This window comes from Acidovorax sp. Root70, assembly GCF_001428225.1.
In the GTDB taxonomy this organism is placed as follows: domain Bacteria; phylum Pseudomonadota; class Gammaproteobacteria; order Burkholderiales; family Burkholderiaceae_C; genus Acidovorax.
The window spans coordinates 284908-308686 of sequence record NZ_LMHQ01000012.1; the positions used below are offsets into that span (position 1 = coordinate 284908).

Annotated in this window: 19 protein-coding genes; all 19 read right to left on the bottom strand. The window is 65.7% G+C overall.

From position 1 onward, the window contains the following. Positions 1-56 precede the first annotated feature (56 nt). Positions 57-854, bottom strand: coding sequence for a 2-oxo-tetronate isomerase (gene otnI / locus ASD94_RS08940; protein ID WP_056641511.1), 798 nt, complete (start codon positions 852-854; stop codon positions 57-59). Positions 855-879: 25 nt separating this feature from the next. Continuing rightward, positions 880-1947, bottom strand: coding sequence for an alpha/beta fold hydrolase (locus ASD94_RS08945; protein ID WP_056641514.1), 1068 nt, complete (start codon positions 1945-1947; stop codon positions 880-882). Between the two features lie 63 nt (positions 1948-2010). Then, positions 2011-2700 (bottom strand): aldolase, encoded by a 690-nt coding sequence (locus ASD94_RS08950; protein ID WP_056641800.1) that lies wholly within the window; start codon positions 2698-2700, stop codon positions 2011-2013. Between the two features lie 17 nt (positions 2701-2717). Beyond that, positions 2718-3995, bottom strand: a complete 1278-nt coding sequence (gene otnK, locus ASD94_RS08955) for a 3-oxo-tetronate kinase (RefSeq protein ID WP_056641517.1) — start codon at positions 3993-3995, stop codon at positions 2718-2720. Continuing rightward, positions 3992-4906, bottom strand: a complete 915-nt coding sequence (gene ltnD / locus ASD94_RS08960) for an L-threonate dehydrogenase (protein WP_056641520.1) — start codon at positions 4904-4906, stop codon at positions 3992-3994. The genes otnK and ltnD overlap by 4 nt, the downstream gene beginning before the upstream one ends. Before the next feature lie 37 nt (positions 4907-4943). Then, positions 4944-6311 (bottom strand): GntP family transporter, encoded by a 1368-nt coding sequence (locus tag ASD94_RS08965; RefSeq protein WP_056641522.1) that lies wholly within the window; start codon positions 6309-6311, stop codon positions 4944-4946. Between the two features lie 368 nt (positions 6312-6679). Continuing rightward, entirely contained in the window at positions 6680-7459 is a 780-nt protein-coding gene (locus ASD94_RS08970; protein WP_056641525.1) for a FadR/GntR family transcriptional regulator, read from the bottom strand. Positions 7460-7571: 112 nt separating this feature from the next. After that, positions 7572-8615, bottom strand: a complete 1044-nt coding sequence (locus ASD94_RS08975; RefSeq protein ID WP_056641527.1) for a patatin-like phospholipase family protein — start codon at positions 8613-8615, stop codon at positions 7572-7574. Between the two features lie 130 nt (positions 8616-8745). Then, positions 8746-9234: a nucleoside deaminase gene (locus ASD94_RS08980; RefSeq protein ID WP_255357434.1), complete on the bottom strand. Its 489-nt coding sequence runs from the start codon at positions 9232-9234 to the stop codon at positions 8746-8748. Then, on the bottom strand, positions 9227-9994 hold the full coding sequence (locus ASD94_RS08985) for an ABC transporter permease (RefSeq protein ID WP_055394856.1): 768 nt from the start codon (positions 9992-9994) through the stop codon (positions 9227-9229). Before ASD94_RS08985 ends, ASD94_RS08980 begins: the two co-directional genes overlap by 8 nt. 18 nt (positions 9995-10012) lie before the next feature. After that, positions 10013-10837: an ABC transporter ATP-binding protein gene (locus ASD94_RS08990; RefSeq protein ID WP_056641538.1), complete on the bottom strand. Its 825-nt coding sequence runs from the start codon at positions 10835-10837 to the stop codon at positions 10013-10015. A gap of 72 nt (positions 10838-10909) precedes the next feature. Beyond that, positions 10910-11941 (bottom strand): ABC transporter substrate-binding protein, encoded by a 1032-nt coding sequence (locus ASD94_RS08995; protein WP_056641540.1) that lies wholly within the window; start codon positions 11939-11941, stop codon positions 10910-10912. A gap of 280 nt (positions 11942-12221) precedes the next feature. Next, positions 12222-14528, bottom strand: a complete 2307-nt coding sequence (locus ASD94_RS09000; RefSeq protein ID WP_056641544.1) for an NADP-dependent malic enzyme — start codon at positions 14526-14528, stop codon at positions 12222-12224. Positions 14529-14905: 377 nt separating this feature from the next. Beyond that, positions 14906-16393, bottom strand: a complete 1488-nt coding sequence (locus ASD94_RS09005) for a nucleobase:cation symporter-2 family protein (RefSeq protein ID WP_056641548.1) — start codon at positions 16391-16393, stop codon at positions 14906-14908. A gap of 198 nt (positions 16394-16591) precedes the next feature. Next, positions 16592-17296 (bottom strand): GntR family transcriptional regulator, encoded by a 705-nt coding sequence (locus tag ASD94_RS09010; RefSeq protein ID WP_056641552.1) that lies wholly within the window; start codon positions 17294-17296, stop codon positions 16592-16594. A gap of 38 nt (positions 17297-17334) precedes the next feature. After that, the gene (locus tag ASD94_RS09015) at positions 17335-18615 is read right to left on the bottom strand and encodes a C4-dicarboxylate transporter DctA (RefSeq protein ID WP_056641554.1); all 1281 of its coding nucleotides are present in this window, start codon (positions 18613-18615) and stop codon (positions 17335-17337) included. Positions 18616-18807: 192 nt separating this feature from the next. Continuing rightward, positions 18808-20595 (bottom strand): gamma-glutamyltransferase, encoded by a 1788-nt coding sequence (gene ggt, locus ASD94_RS09020; protein ID WP_056641557.1) that lies wholly within the window; start codon positions 20593-20595, stop codon positions 18808-18810. A gap of 168 nt (positions 20596-20763) precedes the next feature. Further along, entirely contained in the window at positions 20764-21999 is a 1236-nt protein-coding gene (locus tag ASD94_RS09025; protein ID WP_056641560.1) for an ArgE/DapE family deacylase, read from the bottom strand. Further along, positions 21996-23774 (bottom strand): 2-oxo-4-hydroxy-4-carboxy-5-ureidoimidazoline decarboxylase, encoded by a 1779-nt coding sequence (uraD, locus tag ASD94_RS09030; RefSeq protein WP_056641562.1) that lies wholly within the window; start codon positions 23772-23774, stop codon positions 21996-21998. The genes ASD94_RS09025 and uraD overlap by 4 nt, the downstream gene beginning before the upstream one ends. Between the last annotated feature and the right edge of the window lie 5 nt (positions 23775-23779).

Below are 23779 nucleotides of genomic sequence, written 5' to 3' on the forward strand. Positions count from 1 at the left end.
GTGCGCGCTGCACCAGCGTCTGGCGTGCAGCGGCAACTGTGGTGCGAGGTAGGTCTTTACAGCCAGGGCTTGAGCCAGCCCAGCCCGTCGCTGGTGGCGTGGGCGGCTGCTCCGCGCGCGGGGCGGTATTCGCAGCCAATCCAGCCGTCGTAGCCCAGGCTGTCCAGCAACTTGAACAGGTAGGTGTAGTTGATCTCGCCCACATCGGGCTCGTGGCGCTCGGGCACACCGGCAATCTGGAAGTGGCCGACGTTGCCGGTGGGCAGGTACTGGCGCACCTTCATGGCCAGGTCACCTTCCACGATCTGACAGTGGTACAGGTCCATCTGCACCCTCACGTTGGTGGCACCGATCTCGGCGATCAGCGCATGGGCCTGGTCCTGGCGGCTCAGGAAGAAGCCGGGCATGTCGCGGCCGTTGATGGGCTCCAGCAGGATCTGGATGCCGTGGGGCGCGGCCTGCTCGGCGGCGTAGCGCACGTTGGCGACGTAGGTGGCGCGCACGGTGGCGGCGTCTGCCCCTTGGGGCACCAGCCCGGCCATCACGTGGATGCGGGGGCATTGCAGGGCCTTGGCGTATTCAACGGCCTTGGCAATGCCTTCGCGGAACTCGGCTTCACGCCCCGGCAGGCAGGCCAGCCCGCGTTCGCCCGCGTCCCAGTTGCCGGGCGGGGCGTTGAACAGCACCTGTTGAAGGCCGTTGGCTTGCAGGCGTGTGGCCAGTTCTTGCGCAGGGTAGGCGTAGGGAAAGAGGTACTCCACCGCCTTGAAGCCATCGCGGGCAGCGGCGGCAAAACGGTCGAGAAAGTCCACGTCGTTGTAGAGCATGGACAGGTTGGCGGCAAAGCGGGGCATGAACAGGTTCCTGAGGAAAAAGAGGTCAGCGGCGGGGTGCGGTTGTGAGCACCTGCGCCAGCCGGTCTTGGTAAAAGCGCGCTAGGCCCACCGTGCTGTGGCCGAGGGTGTCGGCGCTGGCAGGGATCACGTAGGCCTGTGCGTGCGGGATGCGGGCGATGGCTTTGTCCAGCACACCCAGTTCGGGTGGGTTGCGCTCATCGTCTGCCGAGTTGATGGCCAGCACGCGCGCGGTGATGCGTTCCAGCCCTGGCTCGGGGTCGTAGTCGCGCGAGGCTTCCCACTGGTAGATGTGGTCGTTGGCATCGCCACGGAAAGGGGCTTTGAGCCGCTGCTCCACCAGCGCATCGGCCGCAGCGCGGTTGGGGGCCAGCTTTTGCAGGCCCTGGTTGCCGCCGTTGGTGCCGGTGCCAAAGAACACCGACGCAAACTGTAGGCTGCGGGGCTGGCGGGTGTAGTTGCCGCCTTGCCATTCGGGGTCGTTGCGGATGGCTTCGACCAGCAGGCGGCGCATCATCCAGTTGCGGCCCGACATGGCGGTGGGCAGCGAAGCCATGGGCACGGCAATGTCCATGAAGTCGGGGTAGCGCTGGGCCCACACCCAGGTGTGCATGCCGCCCATGGAGTTGCCGATGATGGCGCGCACATGGCGCACGCCCAGGTGTTCTGTCAGCAGGCGGTACTGGGCCTGCACCATGTCGTCATAGTTGTAGGCCGGAAAGGCGGCGCGCAGGCCGTCCGACGGCTTGCTGGAGCGGCCGGTGCCGATGGCATCCGGCAGGATGATGAAGTGCTTGCGTGCATCCAGCGGCTGGCCGGGGCCAAACAGCGTGCCCGCAAAGCCGGGCGTGAGCATGCTCTCTGCCGAGCCATTGGTGCCATGCAGCACCAGCACGGGCTCTCCGGTGGGCTCGCCCACGGTGGAGTAGGCCAGCTTGAGTTCGGGCAAGGTCTGGCCGGTGTGGAAGCGGAAGTCCTTGACAACCCATTCCCCGCGCTTGGGGGTAGGGTAGTCCGCAGCCGCCGAACTACCTGTGGCCAGCACGCCCAGCAGCATGGGTGCAAAGGCTTTGCGCCAGAAAGAAAGGGTCATGGTTTGTCTCCTTGTGTGTGTTCTTTCGTCCCCGTGTCTTGCGTGCAGCCAGTCCGTCACCAGTTACCAGTGGGCACCAAAGCTCTGGCGCAGCTCCTCGATCTGGGGCTCGGTCAGCGGTGTGGGGCGGGGCTGGCACAGCATCCACAGGCGCGCGGTTTCTTCCAGTTCCTCCAGCACAGCCATGGCGGCGGCGGGCGTTTCGTGCCACACGTTGGGCCCCAGGCGAGCCAGCATCACCGCGCGCACAGGGCTGCCCTGGGCGGCATAGCGGCCAATGGTCTGCGCCACCAGCGCCGCCGCAGCCGGGTCGCCAGGGCGGTGGTACGGGATGTGCGGCACGCGGCCCACCTTCATGACGAAGTAGGGCGTGATGGGCGGCAGCAATTGCGCGTCAGGCCCCAGCGGGTCGTTGGCCGTCATGTCGGCCTGCAATGAGCAGGCCACCAGATGCGTGCTGTGCGTATGGATCACGCAGCGCGCTGGGGCCGCTGTCGATGCCGAGGCCTCGTAAATCTGCCGGTGCAGCGCAATCGTCTTGCTGGCCCGGTCGCCTGCCACCTGCTGGCCTTGGGCGTCCAGGCGCGCCAGCCGATCGGGCTGCAGGGAGCCCAGGCAGGCGTCGGTGGGGGTGATGAGGTAGCCATCGGCCAGGCGCACGCTGATGTTGCCTGCGGTGGCGTGCACATAGCCCCGCTCAAACAGGCTGCGGCCCACGCGGCAGATCTCGTCGCGGGCTTGGGACTCATCCATGAAGGCGGGGGGAGAGGTCATGCCTGCAATTGTGCAAAAGCCTTGGTGAAAAAGTCGGTACTGCCAAAATTGCCCGACTTCAGCGTGATGTGCAGCCCGTCCTTGGCGGCGGGCGCCACCGCATGGCACCACGGCACCCCGGGGTCGATCTGGGCGCCAATGCGCATTTGCGTGATGCCCAGGGCCTGCACGCAGGCACCGGATGTTTCACCGCCCGCCACGATGAGCTGGCGCACACCGCGCTGCACCAGGCCGCGTGCAATGGCGGCAATGGTGTCTTCCACCATGGCCCCGGCCTTTTCAGAGCCCAGCTTGCCTTGAATGGCGCGCACGGCCGAGGGTTCGGCGGTGGAGTACACCAGCACCGGGCCTTTGCCGATGTGGCCTTCCGCCCAGGCCAGCGCTTCAGCGGCCACATCCACACCTGCGGCGATGCGCAGCGGGTCGATGGCCAGGGCGGGCTTGCCCGCCTTGATGAAATCCATGACCTGCTGGTTGGTCGCCACCGAGCAACTGCCCGACACGATGGCCTGCAGGCCCTGCGCAGCAGGCAGGCGGGCGGCCTCGTTGCTGGGCGCCACGCCAAAGTTGCCCGGCAGGCCAATCGCCACGCCCGAGCCTGCGGTGACCAGCGGCATGCCCTTGAGCGCGGGGCCCAGGCGCAGCAGGTCGGCGTTCGACACCGCATCCACCACGGCCATGCACACGCCCTCGGCCTTCAGTTGGTCGATGCGCGCGCGGATGGCAGCCTCGCCCTGTGCGACCACGCTGTGGTCGATCAGGCCCACGCGCCTTTCGGTCTGCGCCTGCAGCACGCGCACCAGGTTGGGGTCGGTCATGGGCGTGAGCGGGTGGTTTTGCATGCCGCTCTCGCTGAGCAGAACATCGCCCACAAACAGGTAGCCCTTGAACACGGTGCGCTTGTTGTCGGGGAAGGCGGGCGTGGCGATGGTGAAGTCAGTGCCCAGGGCCTGCATCAGCGCATCGGTCACGGGGCCGATGTTGCCTTCGGCCGTGCTGTCAAAGGTGGAGCAGTATTTGAAATAGATCTGCTCGGCGCCCTGCGCCTTGAGCCACTGCAGCGCAGCCAGCGACTGGGCAATGGCTTCGTCCTTGGGAATGGTGCGCGACTTGAGTGCGACCACGATGGCATCGGCCTCGGCATCCAAAGGTGCCGTGGGCACGCCCATGGCCTGCACCACGCGCATGCCTGCGCGTACCAGGTTGTTGGCCAGATCGGTCGCGCCGGTGAAGTCGTCGGCAATGCAGCCCAGCTGGGCACGTGCGCGTGTCATGCCTTTTTCTCCTTGCCTTCGGGCAGGGTGATGCCGGGGAAGATCTTGATCACGGCGCTGTCGTCTTCTTTGGCAAAGCCTGCGGTGGAGGCTTGCATGAACATCTGGTGCGCGGTGGCCGCCAGTGGCAGGGGGAATTTGCTGGCGCGTGCGGTGTCCAGCACCAGGCCCAGGTCCTTCACAAAGATATCGACGGCCGACAGCGGCGTGTAGTCGCCCGCCAGCACATGGGCCATGCGGTTTTCAAACATCCAGCTATTGCCCGCGCTGTTCGTGATCACTTCATACAAGGCGCTGGCTTCCACGCCTTCGCGCAGGCCCAGGGCCATGGCTTCGGCGGCCACGGCGATGTGCACACCGGCCAGCAGCTGGTTGATGATCTTGACCTTGCTGCCTGCGCCCGCCTTGTCGCCCAGGCGGTACACCTTGCCGGCCATGCCGTCGAGCACGGCGCCTGCAGCGGCATAGGCTTCTGGTTTGGCCGAGGTCATCATGGTCATCTGGCCCGATGCGGCCTTGGCGGCGCCGCCGGAGATGGGCGCGTCCACATAGTGCAGGCCCAGGGCGTTCAGGCGGGCTTCCAGCGCCACCGACCAGTTGGGGTCCACCGTGGAGCACATCACAAAGGTGCTGCCGGGGCGCATGGTGCTGGCCGCGCCGCCCTTGCCATCGTCGCCAAACAGCACGCTCTCGGTCTGCGCGGCGTTGACCACCACCGACACCACCACATCACTCACCGCTGCCAGTGCAGCCGTGCTGGCGTGTGCCGTGCCACCGTCTGCCACAAAGGCATCGGCTACGCCAGGGCGCACGTCGCACACGTGGATGGTGAAACCGTTGTTGCGCAGGGTCTTGGCAATGCCAGCGCCCATGGCGCCCAGGCCGATGATGCCGACGGTGGGTTTTGTCATGTTGTCAGTCCTTCAAAGAATTTCAATACGAGGGCACTCAGGCCACCAGCACCCACAGCAGGGCGGTGAGGGCAAAACCCGCCAGACCCAGCACGGTGGTCAGCACGGTCCAGGTGCGCAGGCCATCGCCCACGCTCAGGCCCAGGTAGCGGGTCACGATCCAGAAGCCCGAATCGTTGACGTGCGACAGGCCCAGGCTGCCAAAGCCAATCGCAACCGTGAGCAGCGCTACTTGCAAGGGGGAATACCCGCCACCCGCCATCGCATCGGCCAGCAAACCGCAGGTGGTGATGATGGCCACGGTGGCCGAGCCCTGCGCTGCGCGCAGCGCCAGCGAGATGATGAACGCCAGCAGGATCAGGGGCAGGTGCGTGGCCGTGAGGCTTTGCGACAGCGCAGCGCCAATGCCGCTGGCCGTGAGCACCTTGGCAAACACGCCGCCCGCGCCCGTCACCAGGATCACGGTGGCAGCAGGCGGCAGGGCGGACTCCATGATGGCGTTGGTGCGCTCGCGGTTCCAGCCCTGGTTGCGGCCCAGCAGAAACATCGCCAGCCCCACGGCCACCATCAGCGCAAAGATGGGCGAGCCGATGAAGCCCAGCACATTGCGCAGGTTGTCGCCCTTGGGCAGCAGCGTGGCGCCAGTGGTGCCCGCCATGATGAGGGCCAGGGGGATGACGATCAGCGCCATGATGGTGCTCACGCCAGGTGCGCTGCGTGCCTTGGACGCTGCACTGTCTTCGCTGTTGCCAAAAGCCGCAAACTGTTCAGCCGTGGTGGGCAGCAGCGGGTAGCCCTTGCGGTTGAGCCAGCCCGACACGACCTGCGCCAGCGCCGCCAGCGGGATGCAGATGGCCAGGCCAATGATGGTGATCCAGCCAATATCGCCCTTGACGATGGCCGCCCCGCCCACGATGCCGGGGTGCGGTGGCACCACCACGTGCGCGGCCAGCATGATGCCCGCTACGGGCAGGCCGAACTTGATGGGGTTGACGCCCGCTGCTTTGCAAAAGCCGTAGACGATGGGCACCAGGATGATGAAGCCCACATCAAAAAACACCGGGATGGCCAGCACCAGCGCGGCGGCCGTGAGGGCCATGGGCACCCGTGTGGGGCCCAGCAGCTGAGTAAAGCGGTTGGCCAGGCTGGCCGCGCCACCCGAGACCTCGATCATCCGCCCCAGCATGGAGCCCAGCGCTACCAGGATGGCCACCGACCCCAGCGTGCCGCCCATGCCCGCAATCAGCGTGCTGATGATGTCGCCAATCGGCATGCCGGTGGCAAACGCCACGAGAAAGCTCACCAGCATCATCGCCACGAAAGCGTGGACCTGCCAGCGGATGATGAGCAACAGGAGCAGGCCAATGCTGCCGGCGCCGATGCCGAGAAGTGCGAGGGTGGACATGGAAGGGATATCTCCGGGAGGAAAGGTGTGGCGCAACGACCCGAGGCGATGAGGGACCGCGAGGGGTGTTGTCATTCACCATGGTTGGTGTGTTTATATGGTTATCATACAAATTATCGCAAACCACAAGGATACGGGTTAACCCGTGGCCCACGGCTGTCCGCGCGGGTGGCGATGCAGTGTTTGAAGTGTTTTTGGGCTCAAGTGCCAGTGCGATATGCACTAATTGCTATCAAATAAATAGCAAAATGGCTGTGTGCCATGTCGTGAAGCCGTCGGCCCCCGCTCCCCAATACACCCTGTAAGGCATGCCGGGGCCCATCAAGCGCTCGCTCAAACCCTCGGACGGGCATGCCGCACAGAGCTCCTCAGAACACCAGCGGTGCTGACGCTGCCACCAGCGGCTGCGCGAGACGCGCGCCGTCTTGCGCCCAGAACGAGAGGTCGGCCTGCTCGATGCGGGCCAGTGCATTTCGCATGTGCTGCGCCGCGGCGGCGCGCGCGGCCACCGGATCGCCCTCCTCGATGGCTCGCACGATCTGCGTGTGCTCGTGGGTCACCGCGTCGGCAAAATCGGTGCGCCGCGCTTCGTTGGCGCGCGTGACGCGGGTGGCGCCTTTGAGAAACTGGGCCAGATAGTCCAGCGTGCTGATCATGAAAGGGTTGCCCGCCGCTTGGGCAATGGCGCGATGGAACAGCACGTCTTCCTCCACCCCGTCGCGGCCTGCGCGCACGGCGTCGGCAATCTGCTGCATGGCCTGGCGGATGGCGGCCAAGTCGGCATCGGTGCGCCGCAGGGCGGCCAGCTCAGCCACTTCGGCTTCGAGCGCGCGGCGCACTTCCACAATCTGCATCACGGCTTCGCGCGATGCCGCGAGGGGCATATCGAACTGCAGGGGCTCGATGCCAGGTGCCTGCACATACACCCCGCTGCCTTGGCGGGAGTCCACCAGACCCAGTGATTTGAGCCGCGAGATGGCCTCACGCACCACCGTCCGGCTGACCTGGAACTGCTGCGCCAGCGCGGCCTCGGTGGGCAGTTTGTCGGCCGCCTGGATGCGGCCCGCGCGGATCTCGGCCTCCAGCGCGCTGGCGACCTGGTCCGATAGCTTGGCGCTGGGCTTGACGGCGGAAAACGGCGAAGACATGGTGGGTCGGGCAGTGAATGAGCGTGAGGGCGGTGCCGGGCTGCATGGCGGCGCCCGGTCGCGATTGACTGTACCCGAAGGGCGTAATGGCCTGGATCGGTGGCTTGCCGCTCTACTTGGGCGTTGGGCAGGAGTCGTCCAGCTTGGCCAGGCCCGCCAACTTTTGCAGCCGGCTGCGGTTGTCCAGGCAGGCCTGGTACTGCGCCTCGGCCGCTTTCTGCTGGGCCTGCGCCGCCGCCTTGGCGCGTTCGGCCTGCAGCTGGGCCACACGCTCGCGGATTTGCGGCATCACGGCCAGTGCGGCCTTTTCGCCTTCCACGATGGCATTGGCGCGCTGGCTGAAGTCGGCGGCACCAATGTCCAGCACCTGCGGGCGGACGATCACATCGGCCCGCGCCAGCTCGGCCTGGCCCAGCTTCTGGCCCATGATGGCAATCGACTGGTTCAGCGCGCCAAGCATGTTGCCCGGCGCCTGGCCCCGGGCCTTGTTGGAGATGTCTACCGCGATCACGATGTCCGCGCCCAGCTGGCGTGCTGCATCCACCGGCACGGGGCTCACGATGCCGCCATCTACAAAGTGGTATTTGCCGATGGTGACGGGCTGGAACACGCCCGGCACGCTGCTCGACGCGCGCACGGCCTGGCCGGTGTTGCCGCGGGCGAACACGGTGCGCTCGCCGTCTTCCAGCCGCGTGGCGACGACGACAAAGGGCTTGGCCATCTGCTCCAGCGGTTTGCGGCGCACCTGCTCGTTCACATAGTCTTCCAGCTTCTGCCCCAGCACCAACCCGCCCGATGACAACTGCAGGTCGCGGATCTTGGCTTCGTCCAGCGCCACGGCTTTTTCTTGCATCTCGAAGGCGTTCATGCCACTGGCATACAGCGCGCCCACCACGCTGCCTGCGCTGGTGCCCGAGACCACGGCAGGCGCCAGTCCATTGGCCTCCAGCATCTTGATCACGCCAATGTGCGCAAAGCCCTTGGCCGCGCCGCCGCCCAAGGCGATGCCGATGCGGATGGGGGGCGTGGTGGATGGGGTCGCAGCGACCGATGTGGCGTCGCCCGCCGCTGGCTGTGTAGGTGCGGTGCCGCCGCATGCGGCCAGACCTGCTGCGGCCCCAAGGGCCAGAAGGCGCAAAAGAATGGTCAAGCGCATGCGGTGTGATCCTGCTGTCGTCCAAACGGGGCGGGCAGTATAGCGGCAGGGTGCCGGGGCACCCTTTGATGGTGTCTTTTGCTCCTGAAAGAGGAGCTGCTTGCGCTTGACATACAAGCGCGATAGCCCGCTACCGCCAGAAGTCGCGGTGCAGGGCCGTGATCTCGTCCTGCAGCGCGGGCACCGGGCCCAGTACCTCGGTGGGGCGCTGGCCGCTGGCAAACACCGTGCGGCAGGGCAGGGCCAGTGTGGGGTTCTCGGGGTGGTCGCCCGTCAGGGCGAGCAGGGCGGTTTCCTCAGCGCCATACAACACGCGGCCGATGCCCGCCCAGTAGATGGTGCCAGCGCACATGGCGCAGGGTTCAAAAGTGGTGACCAGCGTGCACTGGGCCAGGTAGGCGCCGGGGTAGTTGGCCGCCGCCGTGCGCGCCAGCGTGCTCTCTGCGTGGTTCACGGTGTCGATGTTGCCCTGCTCGGCCAGCACCGTCTCGCCATCGGGTGCAACCAGCAGCGCGCCAAACGGGTGGCGGCCCATGTCCTTGGCGCGCTGGGCTACGGCGTTGGCGCGGCGCAGCAGCGTGGCTGCCTGGGCTTCGCTCAACGCGGACGTGCTATTCACCTTGAGAACCCCGGTGCGCCCAACCCGTGGTGCGTTTTTCGATCCAGCTGAACAGCTCGTACATCACCATGGCCATGGCGCCCACCACCATCAGGCCCGCAAAGGCCAGGCCCATCTGCATGGACGAGCCCGCGCTGATGAGCAGGTAGCCGATGCCTTCGTTCGCAGCGGTCATCTCCGACACCGTGGTGCCGACAAAGGCCAGCGTGATGGCCACCTTGAGCGAGCCGTAGAAGTACGGCATGGAGCGGGGCAGGCCCACCTTGGTCAGCACGTCCCAGCGCTTGGCGCCCAGCACCCGCAGCACGTCTTCCAGCTCGGGCTCCAGCGTGGCGAGGCCCGTGGCGATGTTGACCATGATGGGGAAGAAGCTGATGAGGAACGCCGTGAGGATGGCCGGGCCCACGCCGATGCCGAACCACACCACCAGGATGGGCACAAAGGCGGCCTTGGGCAGGGCGTTGAAGGCGGTCATCAGCGGGTACACGGCGGCATAGGCCAGGCGCGAAGAGCCAATCACAAAGCCCAGCAACACGCCCACAACGATGGCAATGCCAAAGCCCGCCATCGTGACCCAATAGGTGCGCCAGGCGTGGGCGGCGATCACGCCGCTGAACTCGACCAGCTGCGTGGCAATGACCCAGGGACTGGGGAAGAGAAATTCAGGGACGCTGAAGGCCGAGCAGATGATTTGCCACAGCAGGATGGTGGCGGTCAGTAGCAGCCAGGGGGACCAGCGCTCTACGGTTTTCTTGTGCATGGTGGGGCGGTCTTCGGTTTACTGCTGGATGGGCGCGCCTGCTTTTCGCAGGGCGCCGATGTGGCCGCGCAGCTTGTGCACGATGTCGGTGAACTCCTTGGTGTAGGTCACCTCCAGGTCGCGCGGGCGGGGCAGCTCGATCTCTTTGCGCACCACAAACCGGCCGGGGCTCTTGCTCATCACATACACCGTGTCGGCCAGGAACACCGACTCGCGCAGATCGTGCGTGACCAGGATCACATTGAACTGCTGCTCGGTCCACAGGTCGCGCAGGATGCACCACAGCTCTTCGCGGGTGAAGGCATCGAGTGCGCCAAACGGCTCGTCCAGCAGCAGCATCTTGGGCTCGTGGATCAGCGCGCGGCAGATGCTGGCGCGCTGCTGCATGCCGCCCGACAGCTGCCAGGGGAACTTGTCTTCATAGCCAGCGAGTCCCACCTTTTGCAGCAGCTTGCGGGCGCGTTCTTCGTATTCCTTGCGCTTTTGCTTGAAGTGGCTGCGGTAGGGCTCAACGATTTCGAGCGGCAGCAGCACGTTGTCCACCGTGGTGCGCCAGGGCAGCAGCGAGGGCGCCTGGAAGGCCATGCCCGACACCTTGAGCGGACCCGTCACCGGCTGTCCGTCGATGAGGATCTTGCCCATCGACGGCATCTTCAGCCCCGTGGCCAGCTTCATGAAGGTGGACTTGCCACAGCCCGAGGGGCCGACGATGGCGATGAACTCGCCGCGCCGCACCTGCAGGTCGATGGCTTCGACCGCAAACTGGTTCTTGGCGCGCAGCTCGTCGTTGTAGGCGAGCCAGACGTCCCGGAAGTCCACAAAATAGTTGTCAGCAGCCTGCATGGAAGTTTTTATGCTCAGAATGGCCGAAAGCGCTAGTGAATCGTGCGCTTTCTGCTATCAAATTAATAGTAATTACTTCTTGGGCAGGATGTTCAGCTCGGCAGCGCTGGGCAAGAAGCTGGCGTTCCACACATCGTCGGCGTTCACACGGGTCTTGGTGTTGAACGCATCGGACACCTGCGACGCCATCAGCGAGAGGCGGCCGGGCTTGAGCTGGCCAAAGCCTTCGGCGCGGGCGTCGGGGCTGTTGATCACGGTGTCGATGGCCAGCTGCAGGCGGCGGGTTTCGAGCGGCACGTTCACGATGCCGTCGCGCGCCTTCACGTGTTCGATGGAGGCTGCAGGGTTGGCAATGACTTCCTTGGCGCCCTTGGTGAAGGCCGACAGGAACGCCTTGATGGCACCCGGGTTCTCCTTGATGAGCTTGGGGCTGGCGATGATCACGTTGCCGTACAGCTTCACGCCAAAGTCGGCATAGGGCAGCACCACCACGTCGGCGGCCTTGGCGCCACGGGCTTCCAGGTTGAGCAGCGAGGTGAAGGTGAAGCCGGTGATGGCGTCCACGTCGCCGCGCACCAGCATGGTTTCGCGCAGTGGCGGGTCCATGGCGGTCCAGGTCACGGCGCCGATGCCGTTGGCCTTCTGGAAGATGGGGAATGCGCGGCGGCCTGCGTCGAACACGGGGGCGCCCAGCTTCTTGCCGGCCAGGTCGGCGGGCTTGGTGATGCCACTCTTTTTCAGCGCCATGACCGAGGCGGGTGTGTTGTTGTAGACCACCATCACCGCCACGGGCTTGTTCTGCGCGTCGGGGTTGTTGGCGTGGAACTCCATCACCGCGGCCAGGTCGGCAAAACCCATGTCGTACGTGCCCGATGCCACGCGCTGCACCGCACCGCCGGAGCCGTTGCCCGCATCCACCGTCACGTCCAGGCCTGCGGCCTTGAAGTAGCCCTTGGCCACGGGTTGCAGGAACAGCGCCGCAGGGCCTTCAAAACGCCAGTCCAGCTGGAACTTGATGGGCGTAGAGGCCTGCGCCTGGGCCAGCGATGCGCTGCCGATCAGGGCCAGGGCGGCGGCGGTTTGCATGAACAGTCTTTTTTTCATTCGGGGCTCCTGTCGGGCAAGGGGAAATGCGGTGAGGGAAGGTATTGGCCCCATCCAGGGGCCATGCACCTGCAGTCAGCAAAAACGATGCCCGGTTTGCGGATGCGGGTGTTTTGCCGTGCCCCATTGTTCACCGAAGTGGTGCATGTCAGCATGCTGGGTTTCCCGAAATGGTGCAGACGTGATGCGGGGGGTGGTCGTGCCCATGAAAAACGGGGCCCTGGGGCCCCGTTGAATCGGTGGGTGAGCTGGCGCTCAGGGCCAGCGAGGCATAGCGCGCTCAGCGTGGCCGTGCGGCTGCGCTGGCCACGGCCAGGGCCGTCATGTTGAGCACGCGGCGCACGGTGGCGGCCGGGGTCAGGATGTAGGCCGTGGCAGCGGCGCCCATCAGGATGGGACCCACGGTGACGCCACCGCTGGTGGTGGTCTTGAGCACGTTGTAGAGGATGTTGGCGGCATCCAGGTTGGGGCAGATCAGCAGGTTGGCCGAGTCCGTCAGGGTCGAATCCGCCATGTAGGCGTTGCGGATGTTCGGCTCCAGCGCGGCGTCGCCGTGCAACTCGCCGTCGCATTCGATCTGGGGGTGAGCGGCCACAAACAGGTCGCGCGCCTCGCGCATCTTGCGGGCCGATGCGCGCTTGGACGAGCCATAGCTGGAGTGCGACAGGAAGGCGACCTTGGGCGGGATGCCAAAGCGCTGCACCTCCTGCACCGACATCCAGGCGATGTCGGCCAGCTGCTGGGCCGTGGGGTCCTCGTTCACATAGGTGTCGGCAATGAACAGCGTGCCCCGGTTGGTCATCAGCGCGTTCAGCGCCGCGTAGTTGTTGGCGCCTTCCTGGCGGCCGATGATGCTGTGGATGCGCTCCAGGTGCGTCTCGTACGTGCCCACCAGGCCGCAGATCATGGCGTCGGCATCACCCAGCGTGACCATCAGCGAGGCGATGATGGTGTTGGACCGGCGCACGGCGGCCTTGGCCACTTCGGGCGAGGCACCGTTGCGCTTCATGAGCTGGTGGTAGTGCTCCCAGTACTGGCGGAAGCGCGGGTCGTCCTCAGGGTTGCACACCTCCACGTCTTTGCCCAGCTGCATGCGCAGGCCGGCCTTGGCAATGCGTGCGGCAATCACGGCAGGGCGGCCGATGAGGATGGGGTGGGCGATCTTGTCGTCAATGGCCATCTGCGCGGCACGCAGGGCGCGCTCGTCTTCACCGTCGGCGTAGGCCACGCGCTTTTGCGCATCGGGCAGGGCCTTGGCCGCATTGATCACGGGGCGCATCAGCATGCCGGTCTGGTAGACAAAGCGCGACAGCGTTTCCTTGTAGGCCTCCATGTCTTCGATGGGACGCGTGGCCACGCCCGACTCGGCAGCGGCCTTGGCCACGGCGGGGGCGATCTTGAGGATCAGGCGCGAGTCGAACGGCGTGGGGATCAGGTAGTCGGGGCCGAAGGTCAGCTCTTTGCCCGCATAGGCGCTGGCCACTTCTTCGCTGATGTCGGCCTTGGCCAGGTCGGCGATCTGGCGCACGCAGGCCAGCTTCATGGCTTCGGTGATCTTGGTGGCGCCGCAGTCCAGCGCGCCACGGAAGATGTACGGGAAGCACAGGACGTTGTTGACCTGGTTCGGGTAGTCCGAGCGGCCCGTGGCGATGATGCAGTCAGGGCGGATGGCCTTGGCCAGTTCGGGGCGAATTTCAGGCTCGGGGTTGGCCAGCGCCAGGATGATGGGCTTGGGGCCCATGGTCTTGACCATCTCGGCCGTGAGCACGCCGGGGGCCGAGCAGCCCAGGAACACGTCGGCGCCGTTGACCGCATCGGCCAGCGTGCGGGCGTCGGTCTTTTGCGCGTAGGCCGCTTTCGATTCGTCGTAGCCGCCGGGGCGGCCTTCGTAGATCACGCCCTTGGAGTCGCACACAAAGATGTTCTCGACCTTCACTCCCAGGCCTACCATCACGTTCAGGCAGGCAATGGCGGCTGCGCCCGCGCCCGACACGGCAATCTTGACCTGGTCGATCTGCTTGCCCACCAGCTCAAGGCCGTTGAGCAGCGCTGCGCTGCTGATGATGGCCGTGCCGTGCTGGTCGTCATGGAACACCGGGATGTTCATGCGCTTGCTGAGTTCGCGCTCGATGTAGAAGCACTCGGGCGCCTTGATGTCTTCCAGGTTGATGCCGCCCAGCGTGGGCTCCAGCGCCGCGATGATCTCGATGAGCTTGTCGGGGTCGCGCTCGGCCAGTTCGATGTCGAACACATCGACGCCGGCAAACTTCTTGAACAGGCAGCCCTTGCCTTCCATCACCGGCTTGCTGGCCAGCGGGCCGATGTCGCCCAGGCCCAGCACCGCCGTGCCGTTGGTGATCACCGCGACCAGGTTGCCGCGCGAGGTGAAGTCAAACGCCTTGGAGGGGTCGGCGGCGATGTCGAGGCACGGATAGGCCACGCCCGGCGAGTAGGCCAGCGACAGGTCGCGCTGGTTGGACAAAGGCTTGGTGGGGGTGACCGAAATCTTGCCCCGGGTGGGGTTGCGGTGGTATTCGCGCGCAGCGTCGCGCAGGGCCTGTTCGGCGGCGGAAATGTTCTGTGTCATGCGGAAATCCTGGAAGTCCTGGGCGGAAAGCAAAAACAAGGGTACCCGATGGCGTGGGCGGCTAGCATGCAGGTTTATGCGGATGCAGCATAAGAGCCTGTTCAAAGTCTTTTTGGAGTCGCACAAGTCCCTTGCCGGGATGGGATGCAAGGCACGGGGCGCAGTGGATAGCCCGGCTATCCACAAGCGCCGCAACGCCGCAGACCGCCCGGCAAGGCACTTGCCCGAAGGGTTGGAGTGAAATCGGGTGATTGAACGCCCCGGCTGCTTGCATGGGCACGAGCCCCTCTAAGGCCAAAACCCCCTGGCAGCCGTGGCGGACAGGGGGCGGGGCCACGCGGGCGGTGGCGGGTTTTCGGCAGCGGGCAGGCGGGATGCTAGTGGGCGTCGGCCTGGCGTGCGGCGTTGACAGCGGCGGAGGTGTCGCGGCTGGCGCCATTGAAGAAAACGTTCAGGGCCACCGCCGTGATCGAGGCCAGGAGGATACCGGATTCGATCAGGGGGTGGATGGCATGCGGCATCCACTGGCGGAAGTTGGGCGCGATCAGCGGCACCATGCCCACGCCGATGGAGACGGCCACGATCATGGCGTTGAAGCGGTTGGTCTTGAAGTCCACCCCGCCCAGAATGCGGATGCCCGTGGCGGCCACCATGCCGAACATCACCAGCCCCGCGCCGCCCAGCACCATGGTGGGCAGCGACTCGACCAGCGCGGCCATCTTGGGCAGCACGCCCAGCACGATCAGGATCACACCACCGGCCACGCACACAAAGCGGCTCTTGACGCCGGTGACGGCCACCAGCCCAACGTTCTGCGAGAAGCTGGTGTACGGAAAGGTGTTGAAGATACCGCCCAGCAGCGTGCCCAGGCCGTCGGTGCGCAGGCCGCGCGTGAGGGCCGCCTGGTCCACCTTGCGGTCGGTCATCTCGCCCAGTGCCAGGAACATGCCGGTGGATTCGATCATGACCACGATCATCACCAGGGTCATGGTCAGGATCAGGATGGGATCGAACACGGGCCCGGCAATCTCGAACGGCAGCACCAGGTCAAACCACTGCGCCTTGGCCACCTTGTCGAAATTCATCATGCCCAGCGCCACGGCCACCACTGCGCCGATGACGATGCCCAGCAGCACCGAGATGTTGGCAATGAAGCCCTTGGCGAACTTGGCGATCAGCAGGATGGACAGCAGCACCAGGCCCGAGATGCCCACGCCGGTCAGGTCCGCGTACTTTGGGTTGGGCACCGTAGGCACCACGGCAAAGCCCTTGGGAATGGGGGGCAGTGATGAGCCCGGTGCGCCAGCGACGGACTGCATCTCGCTCAGCCACTTGACGTGTTCGGGGTTCACCACATTGGGCGCCGTGGGGCCCACGGGGTTGCCGAAGATCCAGTTGATGCCCACGCGCATCAGGCTGATGCCGATGACCGCAATGATGGTGCCAGTGACCACGGGCGGGAAGAAACGGAGCATGCGGCTCACCAGCGGAGCAATCAGGATGGAGATCACGCCCGCGCCGATCACCGAACCAAAGATCAGCCCGGCCCCGGCCGTGCCGCCCGTGCTCTGCGCCATCGAGATCATGGGCGCCACCGAGGCAAAGGTCACCCCCATCATCACCGGCAGCTGAATGCCAAACCAGCGCGAGGCGCCCAGTGCCTGGATCAGCGTGACCAGCCCGCACACAAACAGGTCGGCCGAGATCAGCTTGGCCACCTGGTCGGGCGTGAGGTTGAGCGCGCGGCCCACGATGAGCGGCACCGCCACGGCACCCGCATACATCACCAGCACATGCTGCAGGCCAAGCGCCGTCAGTCGCCCCAGGGGCAGGTGTTCGTCCACGGGGTGTACGGGCGGGTTCATGGGGGTCCTTCGGCGGGTTGGGAGTGTGAATACGAGAGGAACACTGGCGCCAGATGGTGCACAGATGTCCATACAAAAATCGTATACAAAATGACCGGGCGCGCTTATCCCGGTTAACCCTTAGACGGGCGCAGCAATTTCCCGCCTGCCGTGGTGGAGGCGGTTGTACGGAGGGTGGCCTGTGTGCCTTCGGTGTGGCTAGCTCAGGTCCGTGGCTGCCGCCTTGGTGCGTGGGCTGGTCAGCGGTGCCAGCGATTCCCGCAGCCGGTCGCGCACCAGCGGCTGGCCGGGGTTGAGGGCGCCTTCCACATGGCCGATGTGGGCCAGCATGCGTTCGCGGGCCAGGGAAGTGTTGCCGGCCTCCAGCGCCTCGACGATGGCGGCATGCTCGGCGCAGGACTGGCTGGCCGCGTGCTGCGACTGGTACAGCGATGCGGCCAGGGTGGTACGCGCCGTGAGGTCGCGCAGGATGTCGCTCAGGCTGCGGTGGCCCATTGCCTCGGCCAGGCAGACGTGAAAGTCTGCGAGCAGAAAGGCGCGCGTGGCAGCGTCCGCGCCTTCGATGGCCTGCTGCTCGTCGGCGATGTGCGCACGCAGGCGGCGGGTCACGCTTTGCAGCGGTCGGCCCGCATCGGCCAGGATGCCTGATTCGATGATGCGCCGGGCGGAGAACGCGTCGCGTGCATCCTCCACCGAGGGCTCCACCACGTACCAGCCCCGGCGTGAGCGCACTTCCACAAAGCCCCGTGCCTGCAGCTGCATCAGGGCCTCGCGCACCAGCGTGCGGCTCACGCCGAACAGGTCGGCCAGCTCCTGCTCGCCCAGGCGCTCGCCGGGCGAGAGTTTTTGCGCGAGGATGGATTCCACCACCTGCTGGGCGATCTGGGTCTGGTTGATGCTCATGGCCGGATTGTCGCGTGCTGCAAAGGTGCGGCGCCCAATCAGGCGCGTGGCATGGGTGGCTCGCGGCCGTCCAGCACGGCATGGGCGCGTTCGCGGTCGATGTCGCCCTCCCACGCCGCCACGGCCACGGTGGCGACGCAGTTGCCAATGAGGTTGCCCAGCGCGCGGGCGATGCCCATGAACCAGTCCACCGACAGCACCAGCACAAGACCAATCGCCGGGATGGCAGGGATGGCCTGCAAGGTGGCGGCCAGCACGACGATGGCCGAGCCGGGCACGCCGTGTGCACCCTTGGAGGTGACCAGCGAGATCGCCAGGATGGTCAGCAGGTCGGCCATGGAAATCGGCGTGTTGGTGGCCTGGGCGATGAACACGGCCGCCAGCGTGATGTAGATCGAGAATGCGTCGAGGTTGAACGAGTAGCCCGTGGGGATCACCAAGCCTACGGTGGAGTCGCGAATGCCCATGTGCTTGAGCTTGGCCATGATCTGCGGCAGCACGCTGTCGGACGACGTGGTGGCAAACACCACGGCCAGCTCCTCGCGCAGATAGCGCAGCAGCTTGAAGAGGCTGAAGCCCGACACCCGCATGATGAGGCCCAGCACCACCACCACAAAGATGGCCACAGCGGCGTAGAACAGCGCCACCAGCATGCCCAGCTGCTTGAGGGAGCCCAGTCCGTACTTGCCCACGGTGAACGCAATGGCGCCCAGCACGCCCAGCGGAGCCAGCTTGATGATCAGGCCCATGGTCTTGAACAGCACATGCGACAGGTCGTCGATCAGGCTGGTGACCCGTGCGCCACGTTCACCGATCAATGCCAGGGCGCACCCAAAAACGATGGAGAAAAGCAGGACCTGCAGCACATCGCCGTTGGCAAACGCGCTCACGGCAGTGGTGGGGATCAGCTTGAGCAAGAAGTCGGTGAAGCCGCCCCCGGTGAGCTTGCTGGCGTTCTCGGCGTAGGCGCCCATGGCTTTGGGGTCGAGCGCCTTGGGGTCCACGTTCATGCCCACACCAGGCTCGAACCAGAACGCCAGCGCCAGGCCCAGCACCAGCGCGATGGAGGTGACCACCTCAAAGTAGATCAGCGATTTGACGCCCACCCGGCCCACCCGCTTCAGGTCGCCCGTGCCTGCGATGCCATGTACCACCACGCAGAAGACGATGAGCGGGATCAGCATCTTGATGAGCTTGATGAAGCCGTCGCCCAGGGGCTTGAGCGCGATGGCGGTGTCAGGCCACACCAGCCCCACCACCACACCGGCTATCAAGGCCAGCACCACCTGGCCAAAAAGGGATTTGAAAAACCGGGGCATGACAACTCCTTCAGTGGCTTTTTGAACGCAAATCTTGCATACAAGAACTGTAGGCAAGTCTGCAGAGCGGCGTATGAGGGTATGCCCGCATGGTGTCGCGAAGGCTGCAATAAAAAAGGCCACGCATTTGTGGTGCGTGGCCTGGCAAATGCTGACAAGCGCAGCTAGCCCGCACTTGGCGGGCACTGGCAATCAATAGCCGAGGGTCTTGCCGTCGGGGTTGCGCGGGTCCGAGTAGCCGTACAGCGCGCCACCGCGGATCTGGATGGTCTGCGTGCGGCCCATCGAGGGCTTGACCGCAATGTTGTGGCCGCGCTGCTTGAGCAGGGCGATGGTGTCGGGCGACAGGCCCTTTTCCACGCGCAGCTCGTCGGGCGTCCACTGGTGGTGCACGCGGGGTGCGGCAGCGGCCTCGGCGGGGTTCATGCCGAAGTCGATGGTGTTGACCACCGTCTGCAGCACCGTGGTGATGATGCGCGCGCCGCCGGGGCTGCCGGTGACCAGCGTGGGCTTGCCGTCCTTCAGCACCAGGGTGGGCGTCATGGACGACAAGGGGCGCTTCTTGGCGGCCACGGCGTTGGCGTCACCGCCGACCAGGCCGTAGGCATTGGCCACGCCGGGCTTGGCCGAGAAGTCGTCCATCTCGTTGTTGAGCAGGATGCCCGTGCCCTTGGCCACGATGCCGCTGCCGAAGTTGGTGTTGAGCGTATACGTCACGGCCACGGCGTTGCCGGCCTTGTCCACCACCGAGTAGTGGGTGGTCTGGTCGCTCTCATACGGCTGGGGCTGACCCGGCTTGATGCTCTTGCCGCTGCGCGCGGTGTTGGCGTCGATGCCCTTGGCCAGCGATGCTGCGTAGCGCTTGGAGGTCAGGCCCTTGAGCGGGATCTTCACGAAATCCGGGTCGCCCAGGTACTCAGCGCGGTCGGCGTAGGCGAGCTTCATGCTCTCGGCCATGTAGTGGATGGTCTGCGCACTGTTCGGGCCCCACTGGGCCAGGGGCAGGGGCTCCAGCATGTTCAAAATCTGCACCAGGTGCGGGCCGCCAGAGGAGGGGGGCGGCATGGTCACGATCTCATAGCCACGGTAGGTGCCGCGCGTGGGCACGCGCTCGGCCACCTTGTATTCGCGCAGGTCCTGCAGTGTGAGGGCTCCGGCGTGCGGCGCCATTTCTGCGGCGATCTTCTGGGCGATATCGCCTTCGTAGAAGGCCCTGGCGCCCTGCTGGCCGATCAGGCGCATGGACTGGGCCAGGTCTTTCTGCACCAGCGGGTCGCCCATCTTCAGGGGCTCGCCGTTCTTCCAGAAGATGGCCTGGGTGGCGGGCCAGTTGCCCATGTTCTTCTTCTCTTGCTGCAGGATCTTGGCGAGCGTCTCGCTGACCGGGAAGCCCTTGTCAGCCAACTCGATGGCGGGGGCGATCACGCGCGACAGGGGCAGGGTGCCCCAGGTCTTGAGCGCATGCTCCATGCCGGCCACGGTGCCGGGCACGCCCACGGCGTAGTGGGTGTACAGCGACTTGCCGTCCACCACATTGCCCTTGGCATCCAGGTACATGTCCCGCGTGGCCTTGATGGGCGCCACTTCGCGGAAGTCGAGCGCAACGCTCTTGCCGGTCTTGGCATCGTGCACCATCATGAAACCGCCGCCGCCCAGGTTGCCCGCGTTGGGCAGCGCCACGGCCAGCGCAAAGCCAATGCCCACGGCGGCATCCACGGCGTTGCCACCGGCCTTGAGGATGTCCAGGCCAATCTGCGAGGCCAGTTCCTGCTCGGTGGCGACCATGCCATTGCGTGCCACCACGGGGTGGAACACATCCATGTCGAAGTCGTAGGCTGCGCTGGCAGCCTGGGCTGAGGCGGTCTGCTGTACTGCGGCTACCGGCTGAGCCTTGGCCACCGGCGGCGTGCTGCCGCAGGCCGTGAGGCTGGCCAGGGCCAGCGCGACGCTGCCGGCCAGCAGCGTTTGGCGAATGTTCATCGGATATCTCCTGGGGTGTTGGTTTTGCAAATGACAACGGGCGAACCCATCGGATGGGTGCGCCAGCGTCAGTGTAGGTCGGTCAATGGGTGGCTGGAGGCAACCCAGTCATGACATTGAAGCGCGGTAGCGATGCGCTTCTTGCATTACCGATTGTGATGCTGCAAATCAGGCGAGCAGGTCATTCAATGCACGCGCAATCACCTTGGTCGCGCGGCGCAGGTCTTCCAGCTGCAGGCGCTCGTCGGCGCGCTTGGCATGCGACTCCAGCACCGTTCGGGGGCCCGCGCCATAAATCACGCCGGGGATGCCGCGCTCCACATACAGGCGTACGTCGGTGTACAGCGGTGTGCCCACGGCAGGCACTGGTTCGCCGATCACTGCTTGTGCGTGCTTCTGGATGGCGTCCACCAGCGGTTGGTTGCCGGCCAGCGGCGTCATCGCGTTGGCCAGCAGCAGGCGCTTGATCTCCACGCTGACACCGGCGCGCTCACCTGCGGCCTGTTCGATCACGCGGCGGATGGTGGCTTCGACCTCCACCGGGTTTTCCTCGGGGATCATGCGGCGGTCGAGCTTGAACATCACCTTGCCGGGTACGACGTTGGTGTTGGTGCCGCCCTCAATGCGGCCCACGTTCAGGTAGGGGTGCTTGATCCCCTCGACCTTGGACGTGACCTTCTTGTACTCGTCGTTCTGTGCGTACAGCGCGTTCAGGATGTGCACGGCGCCCTGCAGGGCATCCACGCCGGTGTGGGGCACGGCGGCATGGGCCATCTTGCCGTGCACCGTAACTTCCATCTGCAGGCAGCCGTTGTGGGCGGTGACCACTTCATAGCTGAAGCCTGCGGCAATCATCAGGTCCGGCTTGGTCAGTCCCTTTTGCAGCAGCCAGCCGGGGCCGAGTTCGCCGCCAAACTCTTCGTCGTAAGTGAAGTGCAGCTCTACCGCGCCCTGGGTGGGCTTGGCCACGGCTTCGAGCGCGCGCACCGCGAACGTGAAGCTCGCAAAGTCGCTCTTGCTCACGGCGGTGGCGCGGCCGTACATGGCGCCATCGACGATCTCGGCACCGTAGGGGTCGTGCGTCCAGCCTTCGCCGGGCGGAACCACGTCGCCGTGGGCGTTCAGGGCGATGGTCTTACCGCCGCTACCGTACGGTCTGCGTACGATGAGGTTGGTGATGGACTCCATGCCGTAGGCCTGCACGTCGGCGGTGGGCACGGCGTGCTTTTCGGCCTCGTAGCCAAAGTCCTTCAGCAGCTCGGCGGTGCGCTCGGCATGGGGCGCGTTGTTGCCCGGGGGCGTGTCGGTGGGAACGCGCACCAGGGCCTGCAGAAAGCGCACTTCTTCATCAAAGTGCTGGTCGATCCAGGCGTCCAGCGCGGCGTGGTGGTTCGGGGTGGTCATGGTTGTTGTTCCTCGGCAAGCTGGTGCAGCACCTGGGTGAAGGCGTCCACGGCCAGTTGCATGTCGTTGTTGGTGGTGGATTCGAGCGGGTTGTGGCTGATGCCGGAGTTTTCTCCGCGTACGAACAGCATGGCCTGCGGCATGATTTCGTGGAGCTTCATCGCATCGTGGCCTGCGCCACTGGGCATGCGGAACACGGGCACGCCCAGGTGGTCCACCGCGCGCTCCCAGTGGTGCTGCAGCGCCGGGGCGCTGGGGGCTGCGGCGGCGCGCATGGACTCCTCCAGCGTGTAGCGCAGGCCGCGCCGGGCGGCGATCTGGCCCAGGTGGTCCAGCACATCGCGCACCAGTGCGTCGCGTTGTGGATCGGTGGGCGCACGCAGGTCCAGGCTGAACTGGCAGCGGCCCGGCACCACATTGATGGAGCCGCCGGGCACGTTAAGCAGGCCAATCGTGCCCACCGAGTCTCCGTCCTGGGCGGCGCGCTGCTCGATGTACAGCGCCAGTTCTGCCACTGCCACGGCCGCATCACGGCGGCGGTCCATGGGGGTGGTGCCTGCGTGGCTGGCGGTGCCGATCATTTCGCCCACAAAGCGCACACCCCCATTGATGGAGGTGACCACGCCCAGCGGCAGGTCCAGCTCGTTGAGCACCGGGCCCTGTTCGATGTGGACTTCAATAAAGCCCAGGTACTGGGCCGGGTCGCGTTGCAGCTTGGCGATGTCGTCGATGCACAGCCCCGCGTGCTGCATGGCCGCGCGCATGGTCACGCCATCGGCATCCTTCTGGTCCAGCCAGGCAGGGTTGAAGTGCCCGATAAGCGCGCCCGAACCCAGGAAGGTGGCCTTGTAGCGCTGGCCTTCTTCTTCGGCAAAGGCAATCACCTCGATGCCAAACGGCAGGCGCTTGCCCGCTTGGTGCAGTGCACGCACGCAGGCCATGGGCACAAAAATACCCAGGCGCCCGTCGTACTTGCCGCCATTGCGCACGGTGTCGTAGTGTGAGCCGGTCATGAGGTACTTTGCACCGGGTGTGGCGGCGCGATACCGTCCCACCACGTTGCCCACGGCGTCCACCTCGACCTCGTCAAAACCGCAGTCGCGCATCCAGTGGCTGATGCGCTGGGCGCAGGCGCGGTGGGCGTCGGTGAGGTAGGTGACGGTGAGCTGGCCCTTTTCGGCAAAGCCGGGGTCGGAATGTTCGGCCAGCTTTTCATGCCAGTCCCACACGTCATTGCCCAGCACGGGTTCGGCGGCGAACTTGTCGTTCAGCCGGATCTCGGCGATGCGGTGGATGTTGCGCAAGGCCTCTGCCACCTCGAACTCGGGGTGGTTGTCGAGCCGCCGCGCAAAGGTGTCGATGATCTGCTGCTTGTTCAACCCCGCGCCGCGCGGCCCGCGCACGGCCAGAATGAAGGGGAAACCAAAGCGAGCGTTGTAGTCCGCATTGAACTGCTGGATGCGGGCAAATTCTTCGGGCGTGCACTGCGTCAGGCCCGCCTTGGACTGCTCGTTGGTCGATTCGGCGGTGAGGCTTTTCGCCACCATGGCCTTGCCCGCCAGCTCGGGGTGGGCGCGGATCAGGCCGAGCTGCGCCTCGGTGCTGGCGGTGCGCACCGCGTGGGCCAGGGCGTGTTTGAGGTGCGCCAGCGAGCGGAATGGCCGCTGGGTGAGCGCCTGCTCGGCAATCCAGGGGGAATGCTCGTACACGCCGTCCAGCGCCTCCAGGGCCTGTGCGGGCGTGGCGGCATTCAGTTGGTCAAGGGTCCATGTCATGGTCG

Bases quoted from the DNA above. Each gene is read 5' to 3' on its own strand.
- otnI (WP_056641511.1), bottom strand. From the start codon at position 854: ATGCCCCGCTTTGCCGCCAACCTGTCCATGCTCTACAACGACGTGGAC.
- ASD94_RS08945 (WP_056641514.1), bottom strand. From the start codon at position 1,947: ATGACCCTTTCTTTCTGGCGCAAAGCCTTTGCACCCATGCTGCTGGGC.
- ASD94_RS08950 (WP_056641800.1), bottom strand. From the start codon at position 2,700: ATGGATGAGTCCCAAGCCCGCGACGAGATCTGCCGCGTGGGCCGCAGC.
- otnK (WP_056641517.1), bottom strand. From the start codon at position 3,995: ATGACACGCGCACGTGCCCAGCTGGGCTGCATTGCCGACGACTTCACC.
- ltnD (WP_056641520.1), bottom strand. From the start codon at position 4,906: ATGACAAAACCCACCGTCGGCATCATCGGCCTGGGCGCCATGGGCGCT.
- ASD94_RS08965 (WP_056641522.1), bottom strand. From the start codon at position 6,311: ATGTCCACCCTCGCACTTCTCGGCATCGGCGCCGGCAGCATTGGCCTG.
- ASD94_RS08970 (WP_056641525.1), bottom strand. From the start codon at position 7,459: ATGTCTTCGCCGTTTTCCGCCGTCAAGCCCAGCGCCAAGCTATCGGAC.
- ASD94_RS08975 (WP_056641527.1), bottom strand. From the start codon at position 8,615: ATGCGCTTGACCATTCTTTTGCGCCTTCTGGCCCTTGGGGCCGCAGCA.
- ASD94_RS08985 (WP_055394856.1), bottom strand. From the start codon at position 9,994: ATGCACAAGAAAACCGTAGAGCGCTGGTCCCCCTGGCTGCTACTGACC.
- ASD94_RS08990 (WP_056641538.1), bottom strand. From the start codon at position 10,837: ATGCAGGCTGCTGACAACTATTTTGTGGACTTCCGGGACGTCTGGCTC.
- ASD94_RS08995 (WP_056641540.1), bottom strand. From the start codon at position 11,941: ATGAAAAAAAGACTGTTCATGCAAACCGCCGCCGCCCTGGCCCTGATC.
- ASD94_RS09000 (WP_056641544.1), bottom strand. From the start codon at position 14,528: ATGACACAGAACATTTCCGCCGCCGAACAGGCCCTGCGCGACGCTGCG.
- ASD94_RS09005 (WP_056641548.1), bottom strand. From the start codon at position 16,393: ATGAACCCGCCCGTACACCCCGTGGACGAACACCTGCCCCTGGGGCGA.
- ASD94_RS09010 (WP_056641552.1), bottom strand. From the start codon at position 17,296: ATGAGCATCAACCAGACCCAGATCGCCCAGCAGGTGGTGGAATCCATC.
- ASD94_RS09015 (WP_056641554.1), bottom strand. From the start codon at position 18,615: ATGCCCCGGTTTTTCAAATCCCTTTTTGGCCAGGTGGTGCTGGCCTTG.
- ggt (WP_056641557.1), bottom strand. From the start codon at position 20,595: ATGAACATTCGCCAAACGCTGCTGGCCGGCAGCGTCGCGCTGGCCCTG.
- ASD94_RS09025 (WP_056641560.1), bottom strand. From the start codon at position 21,999: ATGACCACCCCGAACCACCACGCCGCGCTGGACGCCTGGATCGACCAG.
- uraD (WP_056641562.1), bottom strand. From the start codon at position 23,774: ATGACATGGACCCTTGACCAACTGAATGCCGCCACGCCCGCACAGGCC.